Genomic DNA, 18,354 nt, shown 5'->3' with positions numbered 1-18,354 from the left:
CGGCGCTACTGCCCGACCCGAAACGGATACTTGGCGAAGATCTGCGCCACGGTCTTGTCGATGCGCTGCTGGGCGCTGGCCTTGTCGCTGGTGTCGACACTGCCGACCGCCACGCCTTCCCACACCAGCTTCATCTGGCGCCGGTCGACCAGGTCGATATTCACGGTGCCCTCGGTGTAGCGATAGACGTCTTGATAGAAGCCGTAGCCCGGCCACGGCGCATACAGTCCGCCACGATAGCCGTAGTAGCCCATCATCGGCGCGGGCGCCGGGCTGACGTCGATCTTTTCCTGCAGCCTGGCGTTAAAGTTGACCAGCAGGTCCGGCGACTGGGCCGCGTAGCGGTAGCCGCGCGCGCCCAGCTCGCGCTGGACCGCGGTCTTGAAGTACTGGGTGGTCAGGCTTTCATAGCCCGCGCGGTCGGTGCCGGGATGCTCGACAAAGCCGAAGGTGCGGTAGGCACTGAAGTCGGTGGCGCGGTTGTAGTCGGTCTTGATGTCGGGGACGCTGGCGCAGCCCGACAGCAGCAGCGCCGCTACCGTGACCGGGAAGAGTTGCCGGAACGCATTCACGATACCTCTCCACGAATTGACGGCGGCGCGCCGTACCGCGCCGCCGTGGAGCGCTAGTTGAGCTTGCCGTTGATACCGCCCACGCTGAGCCTGCCCGCCCCGAGCAGGATCACCGCCAGCGCCGCCCCAAGGTACATGCCTTGCAGCTCCAGGGCCCAGCCGCCAGTCTCGGACAGCATGCCGAACTGCTTGCTGTGCACCAGGCCCAGCGCAAACAGCATATTGAGGGCCACGACCAGCGCCGCCAGCCGGCTCCACAGCCCGATGATCAGCAGGATCGGCGCGACGACTTCGCCGATGTAGACGCCGTAGGACACCCAGGCCGGCAAGCCGGCGTCGGCAACTACCTTCGACACGAAACCGATGCCGGACGCGCCGGTCAGCTTGGCGATGCCGTGCATCAGGATGAGCACGCCAAGCACGATGCGCAGCAGCGCCTTGCCCAAGTCCTGGGAACCCTGAGAGCCACCCATGGCCATTCTCCTTGCCGTTGTCTACCGTATTGTTTGTCGATCCATGCGCCTTTGCCCTCACGCCGCAAGGTTCGCCCCTGTACCTTAGTTCGAGGTGGCGTGAACGTAAAGCCGCAAATGCGCGATGGCGGGCGGCGCCGATGCGGCCGCCACCGCGCCTCGCGGTGCCGCACCTTGCGCTACACCACCCGGTGCATCGACGGCGGCCGCGGCTGCTGCATGCCGACCTTGTGCGCACACTCGGGCAACACCTCGCCCAGGAAATCCAGGAAGCGCCGGGTGGCCGGCGTCACGCCCTTGCGCGACGGGAACACCGCGTGCAACGTGCCGACCGGCATGTCGTACTGCGGCAGCACCAGTTCCAGCTCGCCTCTTTCCAGCGCCTCGCGGCAGAACATGCGCGGCAGCATCGCCACGCCGACCCCGGCGATGGCCGCCTCGCGCAGCACGGCGAATTCATCGGTGACCAGGCGCGGGTCGTAGGCGATCTGGATCGAATCTCCGGTCTTGCAGCGCAAGGTCCATACATGCTTGCCGTCGTGCGGCTGCTGGCCCATGCCCGGCATGCCGTCCAGCGCCTGCGGCGTGCGCGGACGGCCGATGCTGTCCAGCAGCGACGGGCTGGCCACCAGCATCAGTTCGCTGGCGCCGAAGGTGCGCACCGCCAGGCTGGAGTCTTCCATCACCTCGCGCACACGCAGCGCCAGGTCAAAGCCCTCGCCGATCACGTCGACGCGCCGGTTGGTGGTTTCCAGTTCGATGCGCACCGCCGGGTTGGCACGCATGAAATGGCCGATGGCCGGCGCCAGCAGGATCTGCGCGATGGCGATCGGGCAGCTGACCCGCAGCGTGCCGCCGGGCTGCTCGCGAGCCTGCTCGATGACCTCGCGCGCCGCCTGGGCCTCGTTGAGCATGGCGCGGCAACGTTCGTAGAAGGATTCCCCCAGCGGCGTGACACGCACCTGGCGCGTGGTCCGGCGCAGCAGCTGCACCCCGATGTCGCGCTCGAGCTGGGCGATGCGCCGGCTAAGGCGCGACTTGGGCACGCCGGTGGCGCGGCTGGCGGCGGAAAAACTGCCGTGCTCGACCACCTGGGCGAACAGAGACAGATCATTGAGGTCTTGCATGGATGGCTCCGGAGCCACCCGGACGGCCCACATTCCAGCAGGAATGCCGCCCGGCGTGGCGTTGCATCGGTAGAACAATCCTTTGCATTTTGCCTCACTACCGATACCAATGGCCAGCCGCTATCTTTCTTCCATCGCAACCGCACCCTTGTGGAGAAAGACATGAACATCCTGCAGATCGATTCCAGCGTCCTCGGCGACAACTCCGTTTCGCGCAGCCTGACCGCCAGCGTGGTGGCCGACCTGGTCGCCGCCAACCCCGCCGCCACCGTGACCGTGCGCGACCTGGACCAGGACGCCCCGGCACACCTGTCCGGCAACCTGCTGCCCGTGCTGGGCGGCCCCAAGGACGGCCTGAACGCCGTGCAGGAAGCCGAACTGCAGCGCACCGAGCAGTGGCTGGCCGAATTCCTGGCCGCCGACGTGCTGGTGGTTGGCGTGCCGCAATACAACTTCAGCATTCCCAGCCAGCTCAAGGCCTGGATCGACCGCATCGCGCAGGCCGGCCGCACCTTCAAGTACACCGAGAACGGTCCCGTGGGCCTGGCCGGCGGCAAGCGCGTGATCGTGGTGTCGTCGCGCGGCGGCGTGCGCCAGGATGCCAATGAACTGGACCTGCACGAAAAGACGGTAGACGTGGTGTTCCGCTTCCTGGGCATTACCGACATCACCTACGTGCGCGCCCACGGCCTGGCCATGGGCCCGCAGTTCCGCGAAGCCGGCCTGGCCAGCGCCCGCACCGAGATCGCGGCGCTGAACGACGCCAGCCGCCTGGCGGCCTGAGGCCGGGGGCCCGGCCGGCGCTGTAGGACGGCGCCGGCTCGCCCCGGGAGCGGATCAGGTCTATGATGGTTCGGGGCGCTACGGCGCCCCGCGTGCCATGGGCGGCGCGCCGGCCGCGGCCGCCTGGCCGCGGTGGCGCACCGCCTGCAGTCATCGACCGATCCAACCCGGGAGCCCGCATGACTTCAGCCCTGTTGCCAGCCGCCGCCCTCCATCCCCCGCACGAACCCGCCCTGCTTTCGCAGTACCGGCATGTACGCGCCGCCACCGAAACCCTGGTGGCCGACCTGTCCGATGCCGATGCCACCGTGCAGTCCATGGACGACGCCAGCCCGGCAAAATGGCACCTGGCGCACACCACCTGGTTCTTCGAGGAATTCGTGCTGGCCGCGCGCCTGCCGGACTACGAGCCGGTGGACCCGGCCTACCGCTATCTCTTCAACTCGTACTACGAAGCGGTCGGCGCGCGCCACCCGCGCCCGCAGCGCGGGCTGCTGTCGCGCCCGTCGCTGGACGAGGTGCTGGCCTACCGGGAGGCCGTCGACGAATCGATGCTGACGCTGCTGGGCAGCGCCCAGACCGACGACGAGGCCGCGCTGATCACGCTCGGCCTGCAGCATGAACAGCAGCACCAGGAATTGCTGCTGACGGACGTGCTGCACCTGTTCGCGCAGAACCCGCTGCGCCCCGCGTTTGCCCCGGAACTGCCCGCCCCCGTGATTGCCGACCCGCGCCCGGCGCCGGACTGGATCGGCTTCGATGGCGGCCTGGTCGAGATCGGCCACCATGGCGAAGCCTTTGCCTTTGACTGCGAAGGGCCGCGCCACAAGGCCTACCTGGCGCCGTTCACGCTGTGTTCGCACCCGGTCAGCAACCGGCAATGGTTCGAGTTCATCGAGGATGGCGGCTACCAGAGCGCCGGACTGTGGCTGTCGGACGGCTGGCGCTGGGTGGCGGAACAAGGCATCCAGGCCCCGCTTTACTGGGAAGAGCGCGACGGCACCTGGTGGCAGATGTCGCTGCGCGGCATGCACCCGGTCGACCCCGACAGCCCGGTGACCCACGTCAGCTTCTATGAGGCCGACGCGTTCGCGCGCTGGGCCGAGCGCCGCCTGCCGACCGAGGCGGAATGGGAGCACGCGGCCAGCCGCCTGCCGGCCACCGGGAACTTCGTCGAAGGGCGCGCGTTGCGGCCGCTGCCGGACCGGCAGAACACTTCAGGCGTGCTGCGCCAGATGTTCGGCGATGTGTGGGAATGGACCGGGAGCGCCTTCCTGCCTTATCCGGGCTTCCGGCCCAACGCGGGCGCGGTGGGCGAGTACAACGGCAAGTTCATGAGCGGCCAGATGGTGCTGCGCGGCGGGTCGTGCGTCACGCCTGAATCGCATATCCGGGCGAGCTACCGCAATTTCTTCTACCCGCACCAGCGCTGGCAGTTCACCGGCGTGCGGCTCGCCGATGACGCCTGAGGCTAAATGGCGTACGGCGCCAGCCAGCGCCACGCCAGCCACGCCAGCAACACCCACACCAGCACAATGACCACGGCGGCCGCGCGATTGCGCGGCCGCTGCGCATGGCTGGCCTGCCAAGCCTCGGCCCGGCCCCGGCATTCGTCCTTCACGGTGGCGGGAATCATCCGCAGTGTGAGCCAGATGCCCAGCGGCACCAGCAGCACGTCATCGACATAGCCCAGCACCGGGATGAAATCCGGGATCAGGTCGATCGGGCTGAAGGCATAGGCCACCACCAGCGCGCCCAGCAGCCGCGCCGCCCACGGCGTGGCGGGATGGCGGCTGCAGAACCACAGCATCAGCAGGCTGCTTTTCAGCCCGCGCGCCCACTGGCGCAGGCGCGAGCCGTTGGCCATCGCCGCCTGGCCGGCTTACCAGCCCTTGCCCTGCGGCGCCGCGGGGCGCTGGCCGCCGGGCTCGCCGGTGGGCGCCTTCAGCGGCGGCGCCGGCACGATCGGGGTCTGCGGGTACAGCTTCTGCCAGCGCGATTTCAGCCCGCTGGCGATCTCGGCCTGGTTGTAGCGCTCGGCAAAGTCGATCACGGTCATGCCCTGCTGGTTCTTCAGGCGCATGTCGGCGCCTTCGTCCAGCAGCAGCCTGACCGTTTCGATATGGCCGCCGCGCGCGGCCATCATCAGCGGCGTGGTGCCATTGGGGCTTTCGGCATCGATATACGCGGCATGGTCGACCAGGTACTTGACCACATTGTTGTGGCCGTTGGTGGCGGCGTAGTGCAGCGGGGTCCAGCCGGTCTTGTTGATCTCGGCCTCCATGTCGTCGACCATCAGCTTGACCATGTCGAGCTGGCCCTGCAGCGCCGCCATCATCAGCGGGGTTTCGCCGGCCGGGTTGGCCTTGTCGAAATCGATATCCTTGGCGCGGATCAGCACCGTGGCGGCCTTCAGCGACTTCTCGCGCAGCGCCAGCACCAGGGCCGGGTTGCCGCGGCTGTCGACCATGTTGGGATCGACGCCCTTGGCCAGCAGCTTCTTGACGGTGTTGGCGTCGTCGAATTCCACCGCCTTGCGCATGTCGTCGGCCGGCGCGGCCTGCGCAAGCGCGGCGGCGGCCAGCGCCAGGGCGCCGGCGGCACGCCGGACATACTTCATGTCAAACATGAGATTTCCTGTCAATGTGCTTGAAGAGATTGAAGAAATTTTCCGTGGTCTGTTCCGCGACCTGTTCCACCGGCACCCCGCGCAACTGCGCGATGAACTCGCCCACATGGCGCACCCAGGCCGGCTCGTTGATCTTGCCGCGGTACGGCACCGGCGCCAGGTAGGGGGAATCGGTCTCGATCAGCATGCGCTCCAGCGGCACCTTGCGCGCCGTTTCCTGCAAGTCCGCCGCGCTCTTGAAGGTGACGATGCCTGAGAACGAGATATGGAAGCCCTGGTCCAGCGCCTGGCGGGCCACGTCCCAGGTTTCAGTGAAGCAGTGCATCACGCCGCCGGCTTCGCCCGCGTTCTCTTCGCGCATCAGGCGCAGCGTGTCGTCGGCGGAGGAGCGGGTATGGATGATCAGCGGCTTGCCGGTCTGGCGCGCGGCGCGGATATGGGTGCGGAAGCGCTCGCGCTGCCATGCCATGTCGGCGATGCTGCGGCCGTTGAGCCGGTAGTAATCCAGCCCGGTCTCGCCGGTGCCGACCACGCGCGGGTGGGCCGACAGCGCCACCAATCGCTCCAGCGTCGGGTCTTCGCCCTCTTCATAGTCCGGATGCACGCCGACCGACGCGTACAGGTTGGGATGCTGCTCGGCCAGCGCGAGCACGCGCGGAAAGTCTTCCAGCGTGACCGAGATGCACAGCGCATGCGTGACCTGGTTGGCGCGCATGTTCTCCAGCAGTTCCGGCAGGCGCGCGGCCAGTTCGGGGAAATCGATATGGCAGTGGGAATCGACAAACATAGGCAATCTCGGATACGGGCTCAGGCGGCGTCCACGCGGCGGCCGACGATGATCAGGTCGCGCTCGACGCCGTCGAGCACGGCCACGCGCGGCAGGTCGCCCCAGCGCGTGAAGCCCAGCGACGCGAACAGGGCCAGGCTGGGCGCGTTGTGGCCGAAGATAAAGCCGAGCAGCGTGTTCACGCCGACGCGGGGCGCATGGTCGATGGCCTGCTGCAGCAGGTAGCGCCCCAGCCCCTGGCCACGGCGCTGCGCGTCAAGGTAGATCGACACCTCGGCGGTGGCGCCATAGGCCGGGCGCCCGTAGAAGTCTGAAAAGCTCATCCAGCCGGCCATGCTGCCGTCGGCATCCTCGCACACCCACAGCGGGCGACGCCCGGGCTGGTGGGCGTCGAACCAGGCCTGGCGCGAGGCCACGGTAACCGGCTCGGTGTCGGCGGTGACCATGCGCGAAGGCACCGTGCTGTTATAGATGGCGACGATGCCCGGGAGGTCGCGCGGCTCAGCAATACGAAGCGAGAAATTCATTGAAAATCAACAAATTGTGAGGGATATCTCACAACGTTATAAGGTTTGTGTGGGGCGCCCGGATTCCAGCATCTTGCCCAGGATTTCCTCCACCGCGCGGCGCAGGTTGCGGCCGTTGTCGTCATCGGGCAGGTGCACGCCGACACCCGGCGTTTTCATGGGCGTGCCGGCGGGGGTGATCCAGGCGACATGGCCGGCGATCTGGTACTTCTGCGGCCGGTCCAGCAGCGACAATACCAGGAACACCTGCTCGCCCAGCCGGAACGGCCGGTTCGACGGCACGAAGATGCCGCCGCGCGCCAGGAACGGCATATAGGCCGCGTACAGCCCGGCCTGGTCCTTGATCGACAACGACAGCACATTGGGGCGCGACGCGGCCCCGCTGCCCGATCCGCCGCCAAAGCCCGGCGCAGCCGGCGGAACGCCGGCGACTGCTGTGTTCATGGTTGACCCCCTGAATGACGACGATGCTGCTTGTTGTTATGAACCTGGTTGCTGGCGGCCTGCCGCGTTACCGGAACAGCTGCCGGTATTCCAGGAACACCGCTTCCATCACCAGCCGGGCCGCCAGCGGATGGTTCTCGCTGCGGCGGTGCGCGTTCAGGCGCGCGGCAAACGCCTGCAGGCCGTGCGCCTCGGTGGCCCCGGCGCAGCGCGCCAACGCGGCACGCTCCTTGGGGAAGTACCGCGGCGTCGCGCCGCCATCCAGGCACAGTGTCAGCAGATCGTACGTCCAGCGCTGCAGGATGCCAAGCACGGCGGGCACCGGCAGCTTCTGCAGTTGCTCGGCCGCCGCGCCGGCATCGAAGGCGGCCGCCGCGCCGAGCTGGCCGACCAGCCAGCGCTGCAGCGGCTGCTCCTCGGCCTCGGCGGCATGCAGCGCGGTCAGCGGCGAGCCGCCGGCCAGCGCCAGCTGGGCCTCGGCATCCGCCACGCCCTGCCAGCGCAGCCATGCCAGCGCGGCCTCCGGCGTCGGCCGCTGGGCCGAAAACTGGCGGCAACGCGACAGGATGGTGGGCAGGATGCGGTCCAGGCGGTCGGTCACCAGCAGGAACACGGTAGACGGCGGCGGTTCTTCCAGCGTCTTCAGCAAGGCGTTGGCGCCCTCGGTCTGCAGCGCGTCGAGCGGATAGACCACCACCACGCGCAGGCCGGCGCGGTGCGTACCCACGCCCACCGCCTCGATCAGCGCGCGCACCTGCTCCATGCGGATGATCTTGCTAGGCGCCTTCTTCTTGCCGCCGTCGTCGGTTTCAGCCTCGGCCGAGGCGTCCAGCGCCTCGGGCCGCACCACGGTGAAGTCCGGGTGGTTGCCCTGGCTGAACCAGTGGCAGGCGGCGCACTGGCCGCAAGGTTGCCCGTCCGCCAGCGGCGCCTCGCACAGCAGCCCCTGGGCGAAATGCAGCCCCAGGTCGCGCTTGCCGATGCCTTGCTGGCCGTGGATCAGCAAGGCATGCGGCAGCCGCTCGCGCAGCGCGCCGAGCCGCTGCCAGTCTTCTTTCTGCCAGGGATAAAGCATGTAAATCAGTAGGTTAGCGATCTGACTTCGTGTAATGGCTGAACATTGACGCCGCGCCCGGAAGAAAAGACAGGCAAATCAGATGGTTGCGAGGATTTTCTCAAGTTCGTCGCGAATATCGGCAATGCTGCGGGTGGCGTCGATGACGCGGAAGCGCTGCGGCGACTGCGCCGCGCGGCGCAGGTATTCGTCGCGGGTGCGCTGGAAGAACGCGCGTGATTCGGCCTCGAATCGGTCCGGCGCCCGCGCGCCCGCCAGGCGGGCACTGGCGGTTTCCAGCGGCACGTCGAACAACAGCGTCAGATCTGGCTGCAGGCCGCCCTGGACCCAGCTCTCCAGCACTTCCAGCCGGCCGGTGTCCAGGCCCCTGCCGCCGCCCTGGTAGGCAAAGGTGGCATCGGTGAAGCGGTCGGAAACGACCCACTTGCCACGCTCCAGCGTCGGGGCGATGACTTCGGCGATATGCTCGCGCCGGGCCGCGAACATCAGCAGCGCCTCGGTTTCCAGGTGCATCTTGCGATGCAGCAGGATCTGGCGCAGGTCTTCGCCCAGCGACGTGCCGCCGGGCTCGCGCGTGGTGACGACGCCGGCGATGTCGCTGCGGGCGCGCAGGCGGTCGGCGACCCAGTCGATATGGGTGCTCTTGCCGGCGCCGTCGATGCCCTCGAAGGTAATGAATTTTCCGCGCATGGAATGCCTATTTGCCGCGCTGGTACTTGTCGACCGCGCGGTTGTGTTCAGGTAGCGAGTTGGAGAAATGGCTGCTGCCGTCGCCACGGGCGACGAAATACAGCGCGTCGGACGGCGCCGGCGTGGTCGCCGCGGCCAGCGAGGCCAGCCCCGGCAGCGCGATCGGCGTGGGCGGCAGGCCGGTGCGGGTGTAGGTATTGTACGGGGTGTCGGCCTGCAGGTCGCGCTTGCGCAGGTCGCCGTCGAAGGCCTCGCCCAGGCCGTAGATCACGGTGGGGTCGGTCTGCAGCAGCATGTTCTTCCTGAGCCGGTTGATAAACACCGCGGCAATCATCGGGCGCTCGGCGGCCTGGCCGGTTTCCTTCTCGACGATCGACGCCATCACCAGTGCCTCATACGGAGTCTGGTATGGCAGACCGGGCGCGCGCGCGTTCCATGCCTCGTTCAGGCGGCGCTGCATGGCGCGGTAGGCGTGCTTGTACAGCTCGATATCGCTGCTGCCGCGCGCAAACAGGTAGGTATCCGGGAAAAACAGGCCTTCTGGCGAGGTCTCGGCCGCGCCGATGGCCTGCATCAGCTCCGCGTCGGACATGCCGCTGGTATCGTGGCGCAGCGCCGGGCTGGCATCGACCGCGGCGCGCATTTTGCGGAATTCCCAGCCCTCGATCACCGTGACCACGTAGTGCGTGACCTCGCCGCGGGCCAGCTTGCCGATGATCGACAGCGGCGTGGCACCGGTTTCGAATTCATAGCCGCCGGCCTTCAGGTCGGCGCCGTGCCCAGTCAGCCGCGCCAGCAGCAGGAACAGCCGCGGATCCATGCCCACGCCGCCGCGCTGGATCTGGCGGCCGACGCTGGCCACGCCGGAATTGGGCTTGATCACCACTTCGACCGGCGACTTGCCCAGGGGCAGCGGGTGATTGGCCCACCACGCGAACGCGCCTGCGGCTGCCAGCGCGAACACCAGTACGGCGAGCGCAAAGCTAAGGAATAAACGTTTCATGTATCAGGTATAGGGACCGGTTGCCGGCACCGTCGGCGGGCTCGCGCACCGCCACGGACCGCCGGCGCCGCCGAAAATCTCATAGCCCCATATAATAACCGGCAGCCCGGCACCGACCGTGAGCCGTGGCGCCGGCGCCGCCCGCGGGCCGCTGCCCGGCGCCTCGCCCAACGGTGCCGCCAGGGTTTTTCCCTCTCCGATTTGCCTCGACGATTGCCACGCAATGCCAGAATTGAATCCCCAAGCCCAGCAACTCGCCGCAAGCCTTGACGCGCTGAACGCCAGCGGTGTCGTTTGCCACCCCGCCGGGCTCGGCCTGGTTCGCGTGGCCGGCGACGATGCCGCCAGCTTCCTGCACACCCAGCTGACCAATGCGGTCGATGACCTGGAGCCGGGCGTGGCGCGCCTGGCCGGCTACTGCTCGCCCAAGGGCCGGCTGCTGGCCACCTTCCTGATGTGGCGCGACGCCGACGGCATCCTGCTGCAACTGTCGGCCGAAATCCAGGCCGCGGTGCAGAAGCGGCTGTCGATGTTCGTGCTGCGCGCCAAGGCCAAGCTGTCCGATATCACTCCCACCCATGCCATCCTCGGTCTCGCCGGGGCGGGTGCCGCGCAGGCGCTTGCCGCCGCCGGCCTGCCCGCGCCGCAGACGGCCTTTGCCGTGGCCGAGGCCGACGGCGCCACCGTAATCCGCCTGGCCGACGGCGCGGGCCACCCGCGCTGGCAGGTGGTGCTGCCGGCCGAGCGCGTCGATGCGGTACGTTCGGCGCTTGGCGCCACGCTGCAGGACGCCCCGCCAGCGCTGTGGGACTGGCTCGACGTGCAAGCGGGACTGCCCCGCATCGTCGCGGCCACGCAAGAGCAGTTCGTGCCGCAGATGATCAATTTCGAACTGGTCGGCGGCGTCAACTTCCGCAAGGGCTGCTATCCGGGCCAGGAAGTGGTGGCGCGCAGCCAGTACCGCGGCACGCTCAAGCGCCGCATGTGGCTGGTGCAGGGCGAAGGCGAAGTGCCGGCGCCCGCGGCCGAGATTTATCGGCCGGAAGATCCGGGCCAGCCGTGCGGCATGATCGTCAACGCCGCGCCCGCTCCGCACGGCGGCTGGGCCGGGCTGGCCGAGCTGAAGATCGATGCCGCCGGCAGCGCGCTGCGGCTGGGCAGCGCCGAAGGCATGGCGGTAACCACTGCCAGCCTGCCCTACGCGGTGCCGATCGGCGAAGCCGCGCAGGCCGCCAGCTGATTTTCACAGGACGCGCCATGAGCGATCACCTGTACGTCTATTTCCGTGTCCCGGAAGCCGTCGCCGCCGAGGCGCTGCCGCACTGGCACCGCTGGATGGAGACGGTCGCCGAAGCCACCGGAATTGGTGGTACGCTGATGCGCAGGCCGGAAACCCGCGCCGGCGTGCAGACCTGGATGGAGTGCTACGCCGACGTGCCGCCTGCGTTCGATGCCACGCTCGAAGGGCTGTGGCGCCAGAGCGGGCTGGACCAGTGGGTCGAAGGCGAGCGGCGGGCCGAACACTTTATCGACCTGGACGTGCTGTAGGCGCTATTGCGGTTGTGGGCGCCGTCGGACTGAAGTACGCGGGGGCCGCTGGCGCGGCAAGCCCCGCGGCAAAGGAAGCAAAGCGATGTGTCTGATCCTGGTTGCCTGGCAATCCCACCCGGACTATGCCCTGGTCGTGGCCGGCAACCGCGATGAATTCTATGCCCGCCCCGCGGCGGCCGCGCACTGGTGGCAGGATGCGCCACAGGTGCTGGCCGGCCGCGACCTCGCCGAGGTCATCGGCGAGCCCGGCACCTGGATGGGCGTCAACGCCGACGGCCGTTTTGCCGCGCTGACCAACTACCGCGCCCCGTCTGAAAAACGCACCGATGCGCGTTCGCGCGGTGAGCTGGTGGCAGGCTTCCTGCGCGGCCACGCGGCGCCTTTCGACTACCTGGACGGCCTCGCCGGCGAAGACGGCGCCTACAACGGCTTCAACCTGCTGGCGAGCGACCTGCGCGAATTGTGGTGGTACAGCAACCGCTCGGCGTCGCGCCAGCCGCAACGGCTGCGTCCGGGGCTGTACGGCCTGTCCAACGCGCTGCTCGATACGCCCTGGCCCAAGGTGCGCAGCCGCGTCGGCGCGCTGGCCGAAGTACTGGCCGCCGACAGCGGCCAGCCCAATGCCAGCGCCGAGCCGTACCTGCAGATGCTGGCCGACGAACGCCAGGCCGCGGATTTCGAACTGCCGTCCACCGGCGTGGCGCCGGATTGGGAAAAGCTGCTGTCGTCCGCCTTTATCCGCTCGCCGATGTACGGCACGCGCGCCAGCACGGTACTGCGGGTGCGCCACGATGGCCGTTTCGACCTGAGCGAGCGCAGCTTCGACGCCGACGGCCGCATCGGCGAGGTGGCCTACCACGGCACGCTGAACCTGTCGCGCGACACCGGTATCGTGCCGGCCCCGCGCTGACGGCCGCGCCTTATCCCGCCAGGCGCTTGCGCATCTCCACGTGCGGGATGCCCGCCTCTTCGAATTCCGGCCCCACCTGCGCAAAGCCCACGCGCGCATAGAACGGCGCCGCGTGCGTTTGCGCGTTGAGCACCAGCTCCGGGTAACCCAGCTGTTCCGCCTTGCGCATCAGCGCGTCCAGCACCAGCGCACCGACGCCGGTGCCTCGCGCCGGTTTGAGCACCGCCATGCGCCCGATATGGCCGTCGGGCAACAGCCGGCCGGTAGCCACCGGCGTGCCGTCCTCGGCCAGCGCCAGCGCGTGCCAGCTGGGTTCGTCCCATTCGTCCCATTCCAGTTCCACCGGCACGCCCTGCTCTTCGACAAAGACGGTGTAGCGGATGGCGCGCGCGCGATCGCGGGCTTCGGACCAGGGGCAGATCAGGACGGTGGGCATGGCGGTGAAAGCAGGCAGCTGTAGAGGAAGCGCGTCCGCGCCACGTGCACGGACGGGCGCCAATGATACGCCAGCGGATGGCGCACCGCAGACGCACCGATGTGGAGCACCGTCCGCACGTTGCAGGGCACTTGCACCATCCCAGGGTTTACCTGGGGTCGGCAGCCGTATAGCAAATTTGTATGATGACCTGATTACCGAATGACCCGGGAAGCTGCCATGTTCCAGAAAGTCCCAGCCCGCGCCCTCACCGACAACGTTGCCGAACAGTTGCTGGACAAGATCCAGAACGGCGCCTTCGCCCGCGGCGACAAGCTGCCCACCGAGGCGGTGCTGTCCGAAGAGTTCGGCGTCAGCCGCACCGTGGTCCGCGAGGCCATCTCCCGGCTGAAATACGAAGGCGTGGTCGAGTCGCGCCAGGGCAGCGGCGTGTTCGTGACGCTGCAGGCCGGCATCCGGCCACTGCGGATCGATTACACCGACACCGGCACGCTCGAGTCGGTGCTGCAGATCGTCGAGCTGCGCCGCGCGATCGAGGCCGAAGTGGCTGCGCAGGCCGCCCGGCGCCGCACCGACGCGTCGATGGCGGCGATCGACGCCGCGCTGGCGCGCCTGGAAGACGAGGTGGCGCACGGCGGCGACGGCGTGGCCGAGGATGTGGCCTTCCACCGCGCCATCGCCGAGGCCACCGGCAACCCGTATTTCCTCAAGACGCTGGCGTTCCTGAGCCAGTACCTGGAAGCCGCCACGCGCGTGACCCGCACCAACGAAGCGCGGCGCGCCGACTTTTCGCGCCAGGTGCGCGAGGAACACCAGGCCATCGTCGCCGCCATCCGCGCCGGCGATCCGCTGGCCGCGCGCAATGCCGCGCAGAACCACATGTACAACGCCGCGCGCCGGCTGGCCCAGCTGGGCGCCGACGAAAGCGGCACCGCGCACGGCGCGACCAACTGACGCGCCACGCCCGCATCGAATCATCCGTATCTGTTTCAGGGAGTCCTTATGTCCAGGAATATCGGCGTCATCGGCCTTGGTGCCATGGGCTTTGGTGTCGCGCAGTCGCTGCTGCGGGCCGGTTTCAACGTGCACGCCTGCGACCTGCGTGCCGAAGTGCTGCAGCGCTTTGCCGATGCCGGCGGCGTGCCCTGCGCCTCGCCCGCCGAACTAGGCAGCCGCTGCGAAGTGGTGCTGACGCTGGTGGTCAACGCGCAGCAGACCGAGGCGGTGCTGTTCGGCGCCGACGGTGCCGCGGCCGCGATGCAGCCGGGCAAGCTGGTGATCGCCAGCGCCACGGTGCCGCCGGAGTTCGCCCAGGCGCTCAGCCGCCGGCTGGCCGCGCAGGGCCTGCTGATGCTGGACGCGCCGGTCTCGGGCGGGGCCGCGCGCGCTGCCAGTGGCGAGATGACGATGATGACCTCCGGCCCCGCCGAAGCCTATGCGCTGGCCGAGGACGTGCTGGCCGCCATCGCCGGCAAGGTGTATCGCCTCGGTGCCGCGCATGGCGCCGGCTCCAAGGTCAAGATCATCAACCAGCTGCTGGCCGGCGTGCATATCGCCGCGGCCGCCGAAGCGATGGCGCTGGGCCTGCGCGAAGGCGTTGACCCGGACGCGCTCTATGACGTGATCACCCACAGCGCGGGCAACTCGTGGATGTTCGAGAACCGCGTGCCGCATATCCTGAAGGGCGACTACACGCCGCTGTCGGCGGTCGACATCTTCGTCAAGGACCTGGGCATGGTGCTCGACACCGCGCGCACCAGCAAATTCCCGCTGCCGCTGTCGGCGGCCGCGCACCAGATGTTCATGATGGCCTCGACCGCCGGCCACGGCGGCGAGGACGATTCGGCGGTGATCAAGATCTTCCCGGGCATCGCGCTGCCGGGCCAGGCCGAATAAGGAGCCACGACCATGACCGCCCTCCTTGGCTGTATCGCCGACGACTTTACCGGCGCCACCGATCTGGCCAACACGCTGGTGCGCAACGGCATGCGCACCGTGCAGACCATCGGCGTGCCCGCATCGGCCGCCGATATCGGCGCAGCCGACGCACTGGTGGTCGCGCTGAAGTCGCGCACCGTCCCCGCGGCCCAGGCCGTGGCCGAGTCGCTGGCCGCGCTGCAGTGGCTGCGGGCGCAGGGCTGCCGCCAGTTCGTCTTCAAGTACTGCTCCACCTTCGATTCGACCGATGCCGGCAATATCGGCCCGGTGGCCGAGGCCTTGCTGGCGGCGCTGGACAGCGACTTCACCATCGCCTGCCCGGCCTTCCCCGAAAACGGCCGCACCATTTTCCGCGGGCATCTGTTCGTCGGCGATGCGCTGCTGAATGAATCGGGCATGGAGCACCACCCGCTGACGCCGATGACCGATGCCAACCTGGTGCGCGTGCTGCAGCGCCAGAGCAAGAACCAGGTCGGGCTGCTGCGCTACGACGCGGTGGCGCGCGGCGCGCAGGCCACCGCCGAGCGCATCGCCGCACTGCGCCGCGACGGCGTGCGCATGGCGATTGCCGATGCAGTCTCCGACGCGGACCTGCTGACGCTGGGCGAGGCTTGCGCCGGCCTGCCGCTAGTCACCGGCGGCTCCGGCATCGCGCTGGGCCTGCCCGAGAACTTCCGCCGCGCCGGCCTGCTGCCGCAGCGCACCGACGCCGACGCGGTGCCGGCCATCGACGGCCACGGCGTGGTGCTGGCGGGCAGCGCGTCGCGCGCGACCAACAGCCAGGTGGCACGCTGGCTGGAGCAAGGCCGGCCGGCACTGCGCATCGATCCGCTCGCGCTGGCTCGCGGCGAGGCGGTGGCGGACGCTGCCCTCGCCTTTGCCGCCGCGCATGACGCCACCGTGCTGGTCTATGCCACCTCGAGCCCCGACGAAGTCAAGGCCGTGCAGGCCGAGCTGGGCGTGGCGCGCGCCGGCCACCTGGTCGAGCAATGCCTGGCCGCGGTCGCCGCCGGGCTGAAGGCACGCGGCACGCGGCGCTTCGTGGTGGCGGGCGGCGAGACCTCGGGCGCGGTGGTGCAGGCGCTGGGGGTGCGCGCCCTGCGCATCGGCGCGCAGATCGCGCCGGGCGTGCCGGCGACTGTCACGCTGGACGCCGCGCCGCTGGCGCTGGCGCTCAAGTCGGGCAACTTCGGCGGCCCGGACTTCTTCGACGAAGCCCTGCGCCAACTGGGGGGCCGCTGATGCATACGGAAAACAAGCTGCGCGAAGAGATCTGCCGCATCGGCGCCAGCCTGTACCAGCGCGGCTATACCGTGGGTTCGGCCGGCAATATCAGCGCGCGGCTCGACGACGGCTGGCTGATCACGCCGACCGATGCCTGCCTGGGCATGCTGGATCCGGCCGCGGTGGCCAAGGTGGCCACCGACGGCAGCTGGGTCTCGGGCGACAAGCCGTCGAAGACGCTGACGCTGCATCGCGCCATCTACGACAACAACCCCGGGGCGCACGCCGTGGTGCATACGCACTCGACGCACCTCGTGGCCCTGACGCTGGCCGGTGTCTGGCAACCGGACGACGTACTGCCGCCGCTCACGCCCTACTACGTGATGAAGGTCGGCCATATCCCGCTGATTCCCTACCATCGCCCCGGCGATCCGGCGGTGGCCGCGCGCGTGGCCACGCTGGCCGCGCAGGTGCGCGGCGTGCTGCTCGAGCGCCTGGGTCCGGTGGTGTGGGAATCCAGCGTTTCGCGCGCCGCGTTCGCGCTGGAAGAACTGGAGGAGACCGCCAAGCTATGGATGACGATGAAAGACGTGCCGGGCTTTGCCGCCCGCGCGGCGCTGCCCGACAGCGCCCTGGCTGAACTGCGCGACGCCTTCCAGGCGCGCTGGTAGCACCAGCCCCGCTGTTTCCCTGACAACCCACGGCCTGATCCTGGCGCGGCGGCCCCGGCCACCGCGCGGGGGACGCGCACGCCTGCACTTTGCGCGTGGCCGCCATGACAAGACCCACCACCATACCCGGAGACCACCGATGCCATCCAACCAACCGGCGGCCGGCGTGCCCGCCTTCGACAGCCTGGGCGGCAACGCCCGGCTGGACAGCGACGCCGCGATCGAGAAACGCGCCTACCACAAGGTGTTCTGGCGCATCATGCCGTTCCTGATGCTGTGCTACGTGGTCGCCTACCTCGACCGCGTCAACGTCGGCTTTGCCAAGCTGCAGATGGGCCAGGACCTGGCCTTCTCCGAAACCGTGTTCGGCCTCGGCGCCGGCCTGTTTTTCATCGGCTACTTCCTGTTCGAGCTGCCCAGCAACCTGCTGATGCACAAGATCGGCGCGCGCATCTGGATCGCGCGCATCATGATCACGTGGGGCATCATCTCGGCGCTGTTCCTGTTCGTGAAGACGCCGACGCAGTTCTACGTGATGCGCTTCCTGCTGGGCCTGGCCGAAGCCGGCTTCTATCCCGGCGTGATCCTGTACCTGACCTACTGGTTCCCGGCCAACCGCCGCGCGAAAATGATCGCGCTGTTCATGTCGGGGATTCCCATCGCCGGCATGTTCGGCAACCCGCTGTCGGGCTGGATCATGGACGCGTTCAACGGCACCCACGGCATGCGCGGCTGGCAGTGGATGTTCCTGCTCGAGGCGCTGCCCGCCTTCGTGGTCGGCATCGTCACGATCTTCGTGCTGCGCGACGGCATCGACAAGGCCCCGTGGCTGGACGCCGACGAAAAGCGCGTGCTCAAGCGCAATATCGAGGAAGACCAGCGCAATGCCGGCGCCGCCGCCGGCACCGGACATGGCCACTCGCTGGGCGCGGTGTTCGCCGATCGCCGCGTGTGGTGGATGTGCCTGATCTACTTCTGCTTCGTCACCGGCCAGTACGCGCTGACCTTCTGGATGCCGACGCTGGTGAAGTCCAGCGGCGTGACCGGCAACCTCAACATCGGCCTGCTGTCGGCAATTCCGTTCCTGTGCGCGGTGGTGGTCATGAACATCCTCGGCCACAGCGCCGATGCGCGCCGCGAGCGCCGCTGGCACCTGATCGTGCCCGCGCTGATGGGCGCTGCGGGCTTTGCCATCGCCGCGTCGTTCACCGACAACACGACCGTGGCCATCGCCGCGCTGTCGCTGGCCGCCGCGGGCGTGCTGACCTGCGCGCCGCTGTTCTGGTCGCTGCCCACGTCGTTCCTGTCGGGCATCGCCGCGGCGTCCGGCATTGCGGTGGTCAATTCGGTGGGCAACCTGGCGGGCTTCGTGTCGCCCTACATGGTGGGCGCGCTGAAGGACCTGACCCAGAGCACCCAGCTGCCGATGTACGTGCTGTCGGCGATCCTGTTGGTCGGCGCCGTGCTGGTGTGGCTGACGCCCGCTAAACTGGTCAATCGTTGAACCCGCTTCT

At 68.7% G+C, this 18,354-nt stretch carries 22 protein-coding genes; 10 read left to right on the top strand and 12 right to left on the bottom strand.

Annotated features, from left to right (window positions below; translation table 11 throughout):
- Nucleotides 1–5: 5 nt before the first annotated feature.
- From ACOCMH_RS24285 to ACOCMH_RS24275, 3 genes are all read right to left on the bottom strand, one after another.
- Nucleotides 6–572 (bottom strand): DUF4136 domain-containing protein, encoded by a 567-nt coding sequence (locus ACOCMH_RS24285; RefSeq protein ID WP_427309421.1) that lies wholly within the window; start codon nucleotides 570–572, stop codon nucleotides 6–8.
- Between the two features lie 53 nt (nucleotides 573–625).
- Nucleotides 626–1,045: a DoxX family protein gene (locus ACOCMH_RS24280; protein ID WP_427309420.1), complete on the bottom strand. Its 420-nt coding sequence runs from the start codon at nucleotides 1,043–1,045 to the stop codon at nucleotides 626–628.
- Nucleotides 1,046–1,224: 179 nt separating this feature from the next.
- Nucleotides 1,225–2,172, bottom strand: coding sequence for a LysR family transcriptional regulator (locus tag ACOCMH_RS24275; RefSeq protein WP_427309418.1), 948 nt, complete (start codon nucleotides 2,170–2,172; stop codon nucleotides 1,225–1,227).
- 162 nt (nucleotides 2,173–2,334) lie between these two features.
- Here ACOCMH_RS24275 and ACOCMH_RS24270 point away from each other — a divergent pair, with 162 nt between their 5' ends.
- Together ACOCMH_RS24270 and egtB are read left to right on the top strand one after the other, a co-directional pair.
- On the top strand, nucleotides 2,335–2,955 hold the full coding sequence (locus ACOCMH_RS24270) for an FMN-dependent NADH-azoreductase (protein WP_427309416.1): 621 nt from the start codon (nucleotides 2,335–2,337) through the stop codon (nucleotides 2,953–2,955).
- Between the two features lie 179 nt (nucleotides 2,956–3,134).
- Nucleotides 3,135–4,424, top strand: a complete 1,290-nt coding sequence (egtB, locus tag ACOCMH_RS24265; protein ID WP_427309414.1) for an ergothioneine biosynthesis protein EgtB — start codon at nucleotides 3,135–3,137, stop codon at nucleotides 4,422–4,424.
- 2 nt (nucleotides 4,425–4,426) lie between these two features.
- Here the strand turns inward: egtB and ACOCMH_RS24260 are convergent, their stop codons facing one another.
- The 8 genes from ACOCMH_RS24260 to mltG form a co-directional block, all read right to left on the bottom strand.
- Nucleotides 4,427–4,822, bottom strand: a complete 396-nt coding sequence (locus ACOCMH_RS24260) for a YkvA family protein (RefSeq protein WP_427309413.1) — start codon at nucleotides 4,820–4,822, stop codon at nucleotides 4,427–4,429.
- Nucleotides 4,823–4,837: 15 nt separating this feature from the next.
- Nucleotides 4,838–5,584 carry an ankyrin repeat domain-containing protein gene (locus ACOCMH_RS24255; RefSeq protein WP_427309411.1) on the bottom strand — a complete coding sequence of 249 codons (747 nt, stop codon included), beginning with the start codon at nucleotides 5,582–5,584 and terminating at the stop codon, nucleotides 4,838–4,840.
- A complete protein-coding gene (locus tag ACOCMH_RS24250) occupies nucleotides 5,577–6,371 on the bottom strand; it encodes a TatD family hydrolase (RefSeq protein WP_427309409.1) in 795 nt (264 codons plus the stop codon). The genes ACOCMH_RS24255 and ACOCMH_RS24250 overlap by 8 nt, the downstream gene beginning before the upstream one ends.
- Nucleotides 6,372–6,391: 20 nt before the next feature.
- Nucleotides 6,392–6,898 carry an N-acetyltransferase family protein gene (locus ACOCMH_RS24245; RefSeq protein WP_427309408.1) on the bottom strand — a complete coding sequence of 169 codons (507 nt, stop codon included), beginning with the start codon at nucleotides 6,896–6,898 and terminating at the stop codon, nucleotides 6,392–6,394.
- Nucleotides 6,899–6,934: 36 nt separating this feature from the next.
- Nucleotides 6,935–7,342, bottom strand: coding sequence for a PilZ domain-containing protein (locus tag ACOCMH_RS24240; RefSeq protein ID WP_427309406.1), 408 nt, complete (start codon nucleotides 7,340–7,342; stop codon nucleotides 6,935–6,937).
- A 67-nt stretch (nucleotides 7,343–7,409) separates the two neighbouring features.
- The gene (locus ACOCMH_RS24235; RefSeq protein WP_427309404.1) at nucleotides 7,410–8,417 is read right to left on the bottom strand and encodes a DNA polymerase III subunit delta'; all 1,008 of its coding nucleotides are present in this window, start codon (nucleotides 8,415–8,417) and stop codon (nucleotides 7,410–7,412) included.
- 78 nt (nucleotides 8,418–8,495) lie between these two features.
- Nucleotides 8,496–9,107, bottom strand: coding sequence for a dTMP kinase (gene tmk, locus ACOCMH_RS24230; RefSeq protein WP_427309402.1), 612 nt, complete (start codon nucleotides 9,105–9,107; stop codon nucleotides 8,496–8,498).
- 7 nt (nucleotides 9,108–9,114) lie between these two features.
- Nucleotides 9,115–10,110, bottom strand: coding sequence for an endolytic transglycosylase MltG (gene mltG / locus ACOCMH_RS24225; protein WP_427309400.1), 996 nt, complete (start codon nucleotides 10,108–10,110; stop codon nucleotides 9,115–9,117).
- Between the two features lie 223 nt (nucleotides 10,111–10,333).
- Between mltG and ACOCMH_RS24220 the strand changes: the two genes are divergently transcribed.
- The 3 genes from ACOCMH_RS24220 (at nucleotide 10,334) to ACOCMH_RS24210 (ending at nucleotide 12,571) form a co-directional block, all read left to right on the top strand.
- The gene (locus ACOCMH_RS24220; protein ID WP_427309398.1) at nucleotides 10,334–11,350 is read left to right on the top strand and encodes a YgfZ/GcvT domain-containing protein; all 1,017 of its coding nucleotides are present in this window, start codon (nucleotides 10,334–10,336) and stop codon (nucleotides 11,348–11,350) included.
- Nucleotides 11,351–11,367: 17 nt separating this feature from the next.
- Nucleotides 11,368–11,658: a DUF4936 family protein gene (locus tag ACOCMH_RS24215; protein ID WP_012352764.1), complete on the top strand. Its 291-nt coding sequence runs from the start codon at nucleotides 11,368–11,370 to the stop codon at nucleotides 11,656–11,658.
- An 85-nt stretch (nucleotides 11,659–11,743) separates the two neighbouring features.
- On the top strand, nucleotides 11,744–12,571 hold the full coding sequence (locus ACOCMH_RS24210) for an NRDE family protein (RefSeq protein WP_427309395.1): 828 nt from the start codon (nucleotides 11,744–11,746) through the stop codon (nucleotides 12,569–12,571).
- Nucleotides 12,572–12,581: 10 nt separating this feature from the next.
- On the opposite strand, the gene ACOCMH_RS24205 is transcribed toward ACOCMH_RS24210, so the two are convergent.
- The gene (locus ACOCMH_RS24205; RefSeq protein ID WP_427309393.1) at nucleotides 12,582–13,007 is read right to left on the bottom strand and encodes a GNAT family N-acetyltransferase; all 426 of its coding nucleotides are present in this window, start codon (nucleotides 13,005–13,007) and stop codon (nucleotides 12,582–12,584) included.
- Nucleotides 13,008–13,226: 219 nt separating this feature from the next.
- Between ACOCMH_RS24205 and ACOCMH_RS24200 the strand changes: the two genes are divergently transcribed.
- From ACOCMH_RS24200 to ACOCMH_RS24180, 5 genes are all read left to right on the top strand, one after another.
- Complete coding sequence (locus ACOCMH_RS24200) at nucleotides 13,227–13,961, top strand: FadR/GntR family transcriptional regulator (protein WP_427309391.1); 735 nt, start codon at nucleotides 13,227–13,229, stop codon at nucleotides 13,959–13,961.
- A gap of 48 nt (nucleotides 13,962–14,009) precedes the next feature.
- Nucleotides 14,010–14,903 carry an L-threonate dehydrogenase gene (gene ltnD, locus ACOCMH_RS24195; protein ID WP_427309389.1) on the top strand — a complete coding sequence of 298 codons (894 nt, stop codon included), beginning with the start codon at nucleotides 14,010–14,012 and terminating at the stop codon, nucleotides 14,901–14,903.
- Between the two features lie 12 nt (nucleotides 14,904–14,915).
- Nucleotides 14,916–16,187: a 3-oxo-tetronate kinase gene (otnK, locus tag ACOCMH_RS24190; protein WP_427309387.1), complete on the top strand. Its 1,272-nt coding sequence runs from the start codon at nucleotides 14,916–14,918 to the stop codon at nucleotides 16,185–16,187.
- Nucleotides 16,187–16,840 (top strand): aldolase, encoded by a 654-nt coding sequence (locus ACOCMH_RS24185; RefSeq protein WP_171514531.1) that lies wholly within the window; start codon nucleotides 16,187–16,189, stop codon nucleotides 16,838–16,840. Before otnK ends, ACOCMH_RS24185 begins: the two co-directional genes overlap by 1 nt.
- 139 nt (nucleotides 16,841–16,979) lie before the next feature.
- Nucleotides 16,980–18,344, top strand: coding sequence for an MFS transporter (locus tag ACOCMH_RS24180; RefSeq protein ID WP_427309384.1), 1,365 nt, complete (start codon nucleotides 16,980–16,982; stop codon nucleotides 18,342–18,344).
- The last annotated feature ends 10 nt before the right edge of the window (nucleotides 18,345–18,354 follow it).

Source organism: Cupriavidus sp. H39 (assembly GCF_050271075.1).
Lineage (GTDB): Bacteria > Pseudomonadota > Gammaproteobacteria > Burkholderiales > Burkholderiaceae > Cupriavidus > Cupriavidus necator_B.
The sequence above is the reverse complement of the archived record's forward strand: the minus strand, read 5'-3'. Positions and strand labels throughout refer to the sequence as shown.

Coding starts and splice junctions, on each gene's coding strand:
- ACOCMH_RS24205 (WP_427309393.1), bottom strand. CDS start 13,007: ATGCCCACCGTCCTGATCTGCCCCTGGTCCGAAGCCCGCGATCGCGCG.
- otnK (WP_427309387.1), top strand. CDS start 14,916: ATGACCGCCCTCCTTGGCTGTATCGCCGACGACTTTACCGGCGCCACC.
- ACOCMH_RS24235 (WP_427309404.1), bottom strand. CDS start 8,417: ATGCTTTATCCCTGGCAGAAAGAAGACTGGCAGCGGCTCGGCGCGCTG.
- ACOCMH_RS24275 (WP_427309418.1), bottom strand. CDS start 2,172: ATGCAAGACCTCAATGATCTGTCTCTGTTCGCCCAGGTGGTCGAGCAC.
- ACOCMH_RS24260 (WP_427309413.1), bottom strand. CDS start 4,822: ATGGCCAACGGCTCGCGCCTGCGCCAGTGGGCGCGCGGGCTGAAAAGC.
- ltnD (WP_427309389.1), top strand. CDS start 14,010: ATGTCCAGGAATATCGGCGTCATCGGCCTTGGTGCCATGGGCTTTGGT.
- ACOCMH_RS24185 (WP_171514531.1), top strand. CDS start 16,187: ATGCATACGGAAAACAAGCTGCGCGAAGAGATCTGCCGCATCGGCGCC.
- ACOCMH_RS24245 (WP_427309408.1), bottom strand. CDS start 6,898: ATGAATTTCTCGCTTCGTATTGCTGAGCCGCGCGACCTCCCGGGCATC.
- ACOCMH_RS24215 (WP_012352764.1), top strand. CDS start 11,368: ATGAGCGATCACCTGTACGTCTATTTCCGTGTCCCGGAAGCCGTCGCC.
- ACOCMH_RS24240 (WP_427309406.1), bottom strand. CDS start 7,342: ATGAACACAGCAGTCGCCGGCGTTCCGCCGGCTGCGCCGGGCTTTGGC.
- ACOCMH_RS24270 (WP_427309416.1), top strand. CDS start 2,335: ATGAACATCCTGCAGATCGATTCCAGCGTCCTCGGCGACAACTCCGTT.
- ACOCMH_RS24280 (WP_427309420.1), bottom strand. CDS start 1,045: ATGGGTGGCTCTCAGGGTTCCCAGGACTTGGGCAAGGCGCTGCTGCGC.
- ACOCMH_RS24255 (WP_427309411.1), bottom strand. CDS start 5,584: ATGTTTGACATGAAGTATGTCCGGCGTGCCGCCGGCGCCCTGGCGCTG.
- ACOCMH_RS24250 (WP_427309409.1), bottom strand. CDS start 6,371: ATGTTTGTCGATTCCCACTGCCATATCGATTTCCCCGAACTGGCCGCG.
- ACOCMH_RS24210 (WP_427309395.1), top strand. CDS start 11,744: ATGTGTCTGATCCTGGTTGCCTGGCAATCCCACCCGGACTATGCCCTG.
- tmk (WP_427309402.1), bottom strand. CDS start 9,107: ATGCGCGGAAAATTCATTACCTTCGAGGGCATCGACGGCGCCGGCAAG.
- mltG (WP_427309400.1), bottom strand. CDS start 10,110: ATGAAACGTTTATTCCTTAGCTTTGCGCTCGCCGTACTGGTGTTCGCG.
- ACOCMH_RS24200 (WP_427309391.1), top strand. CDS start 13,227: ATGTTCCAGAAAGTCCCAGCCCGCGCCCTCACCGACAACGTTGCCGAA.
- ACOCMH_RS24220 (WP_427309398.1), top strand. CDS start 10,334: ATGCCAGAATTGAATCCCCAAGCCCAGCAACTCGCCGCAAGCCTTGAC.
- egtB (WP_427309414.1), top strand. CDS start 3,135: ATGACTTCAGCCCTGTTGCCAGCCGCCGCCCTCCATCCCCCGCACGAA.
- ACOCMH_RS24180 (WP_427309384.1), top strand. CDS start 16,980: ATGCCATCCAACCAACCGGCGGCCGGCGTGCCCGCCTTCGACAGCCTG.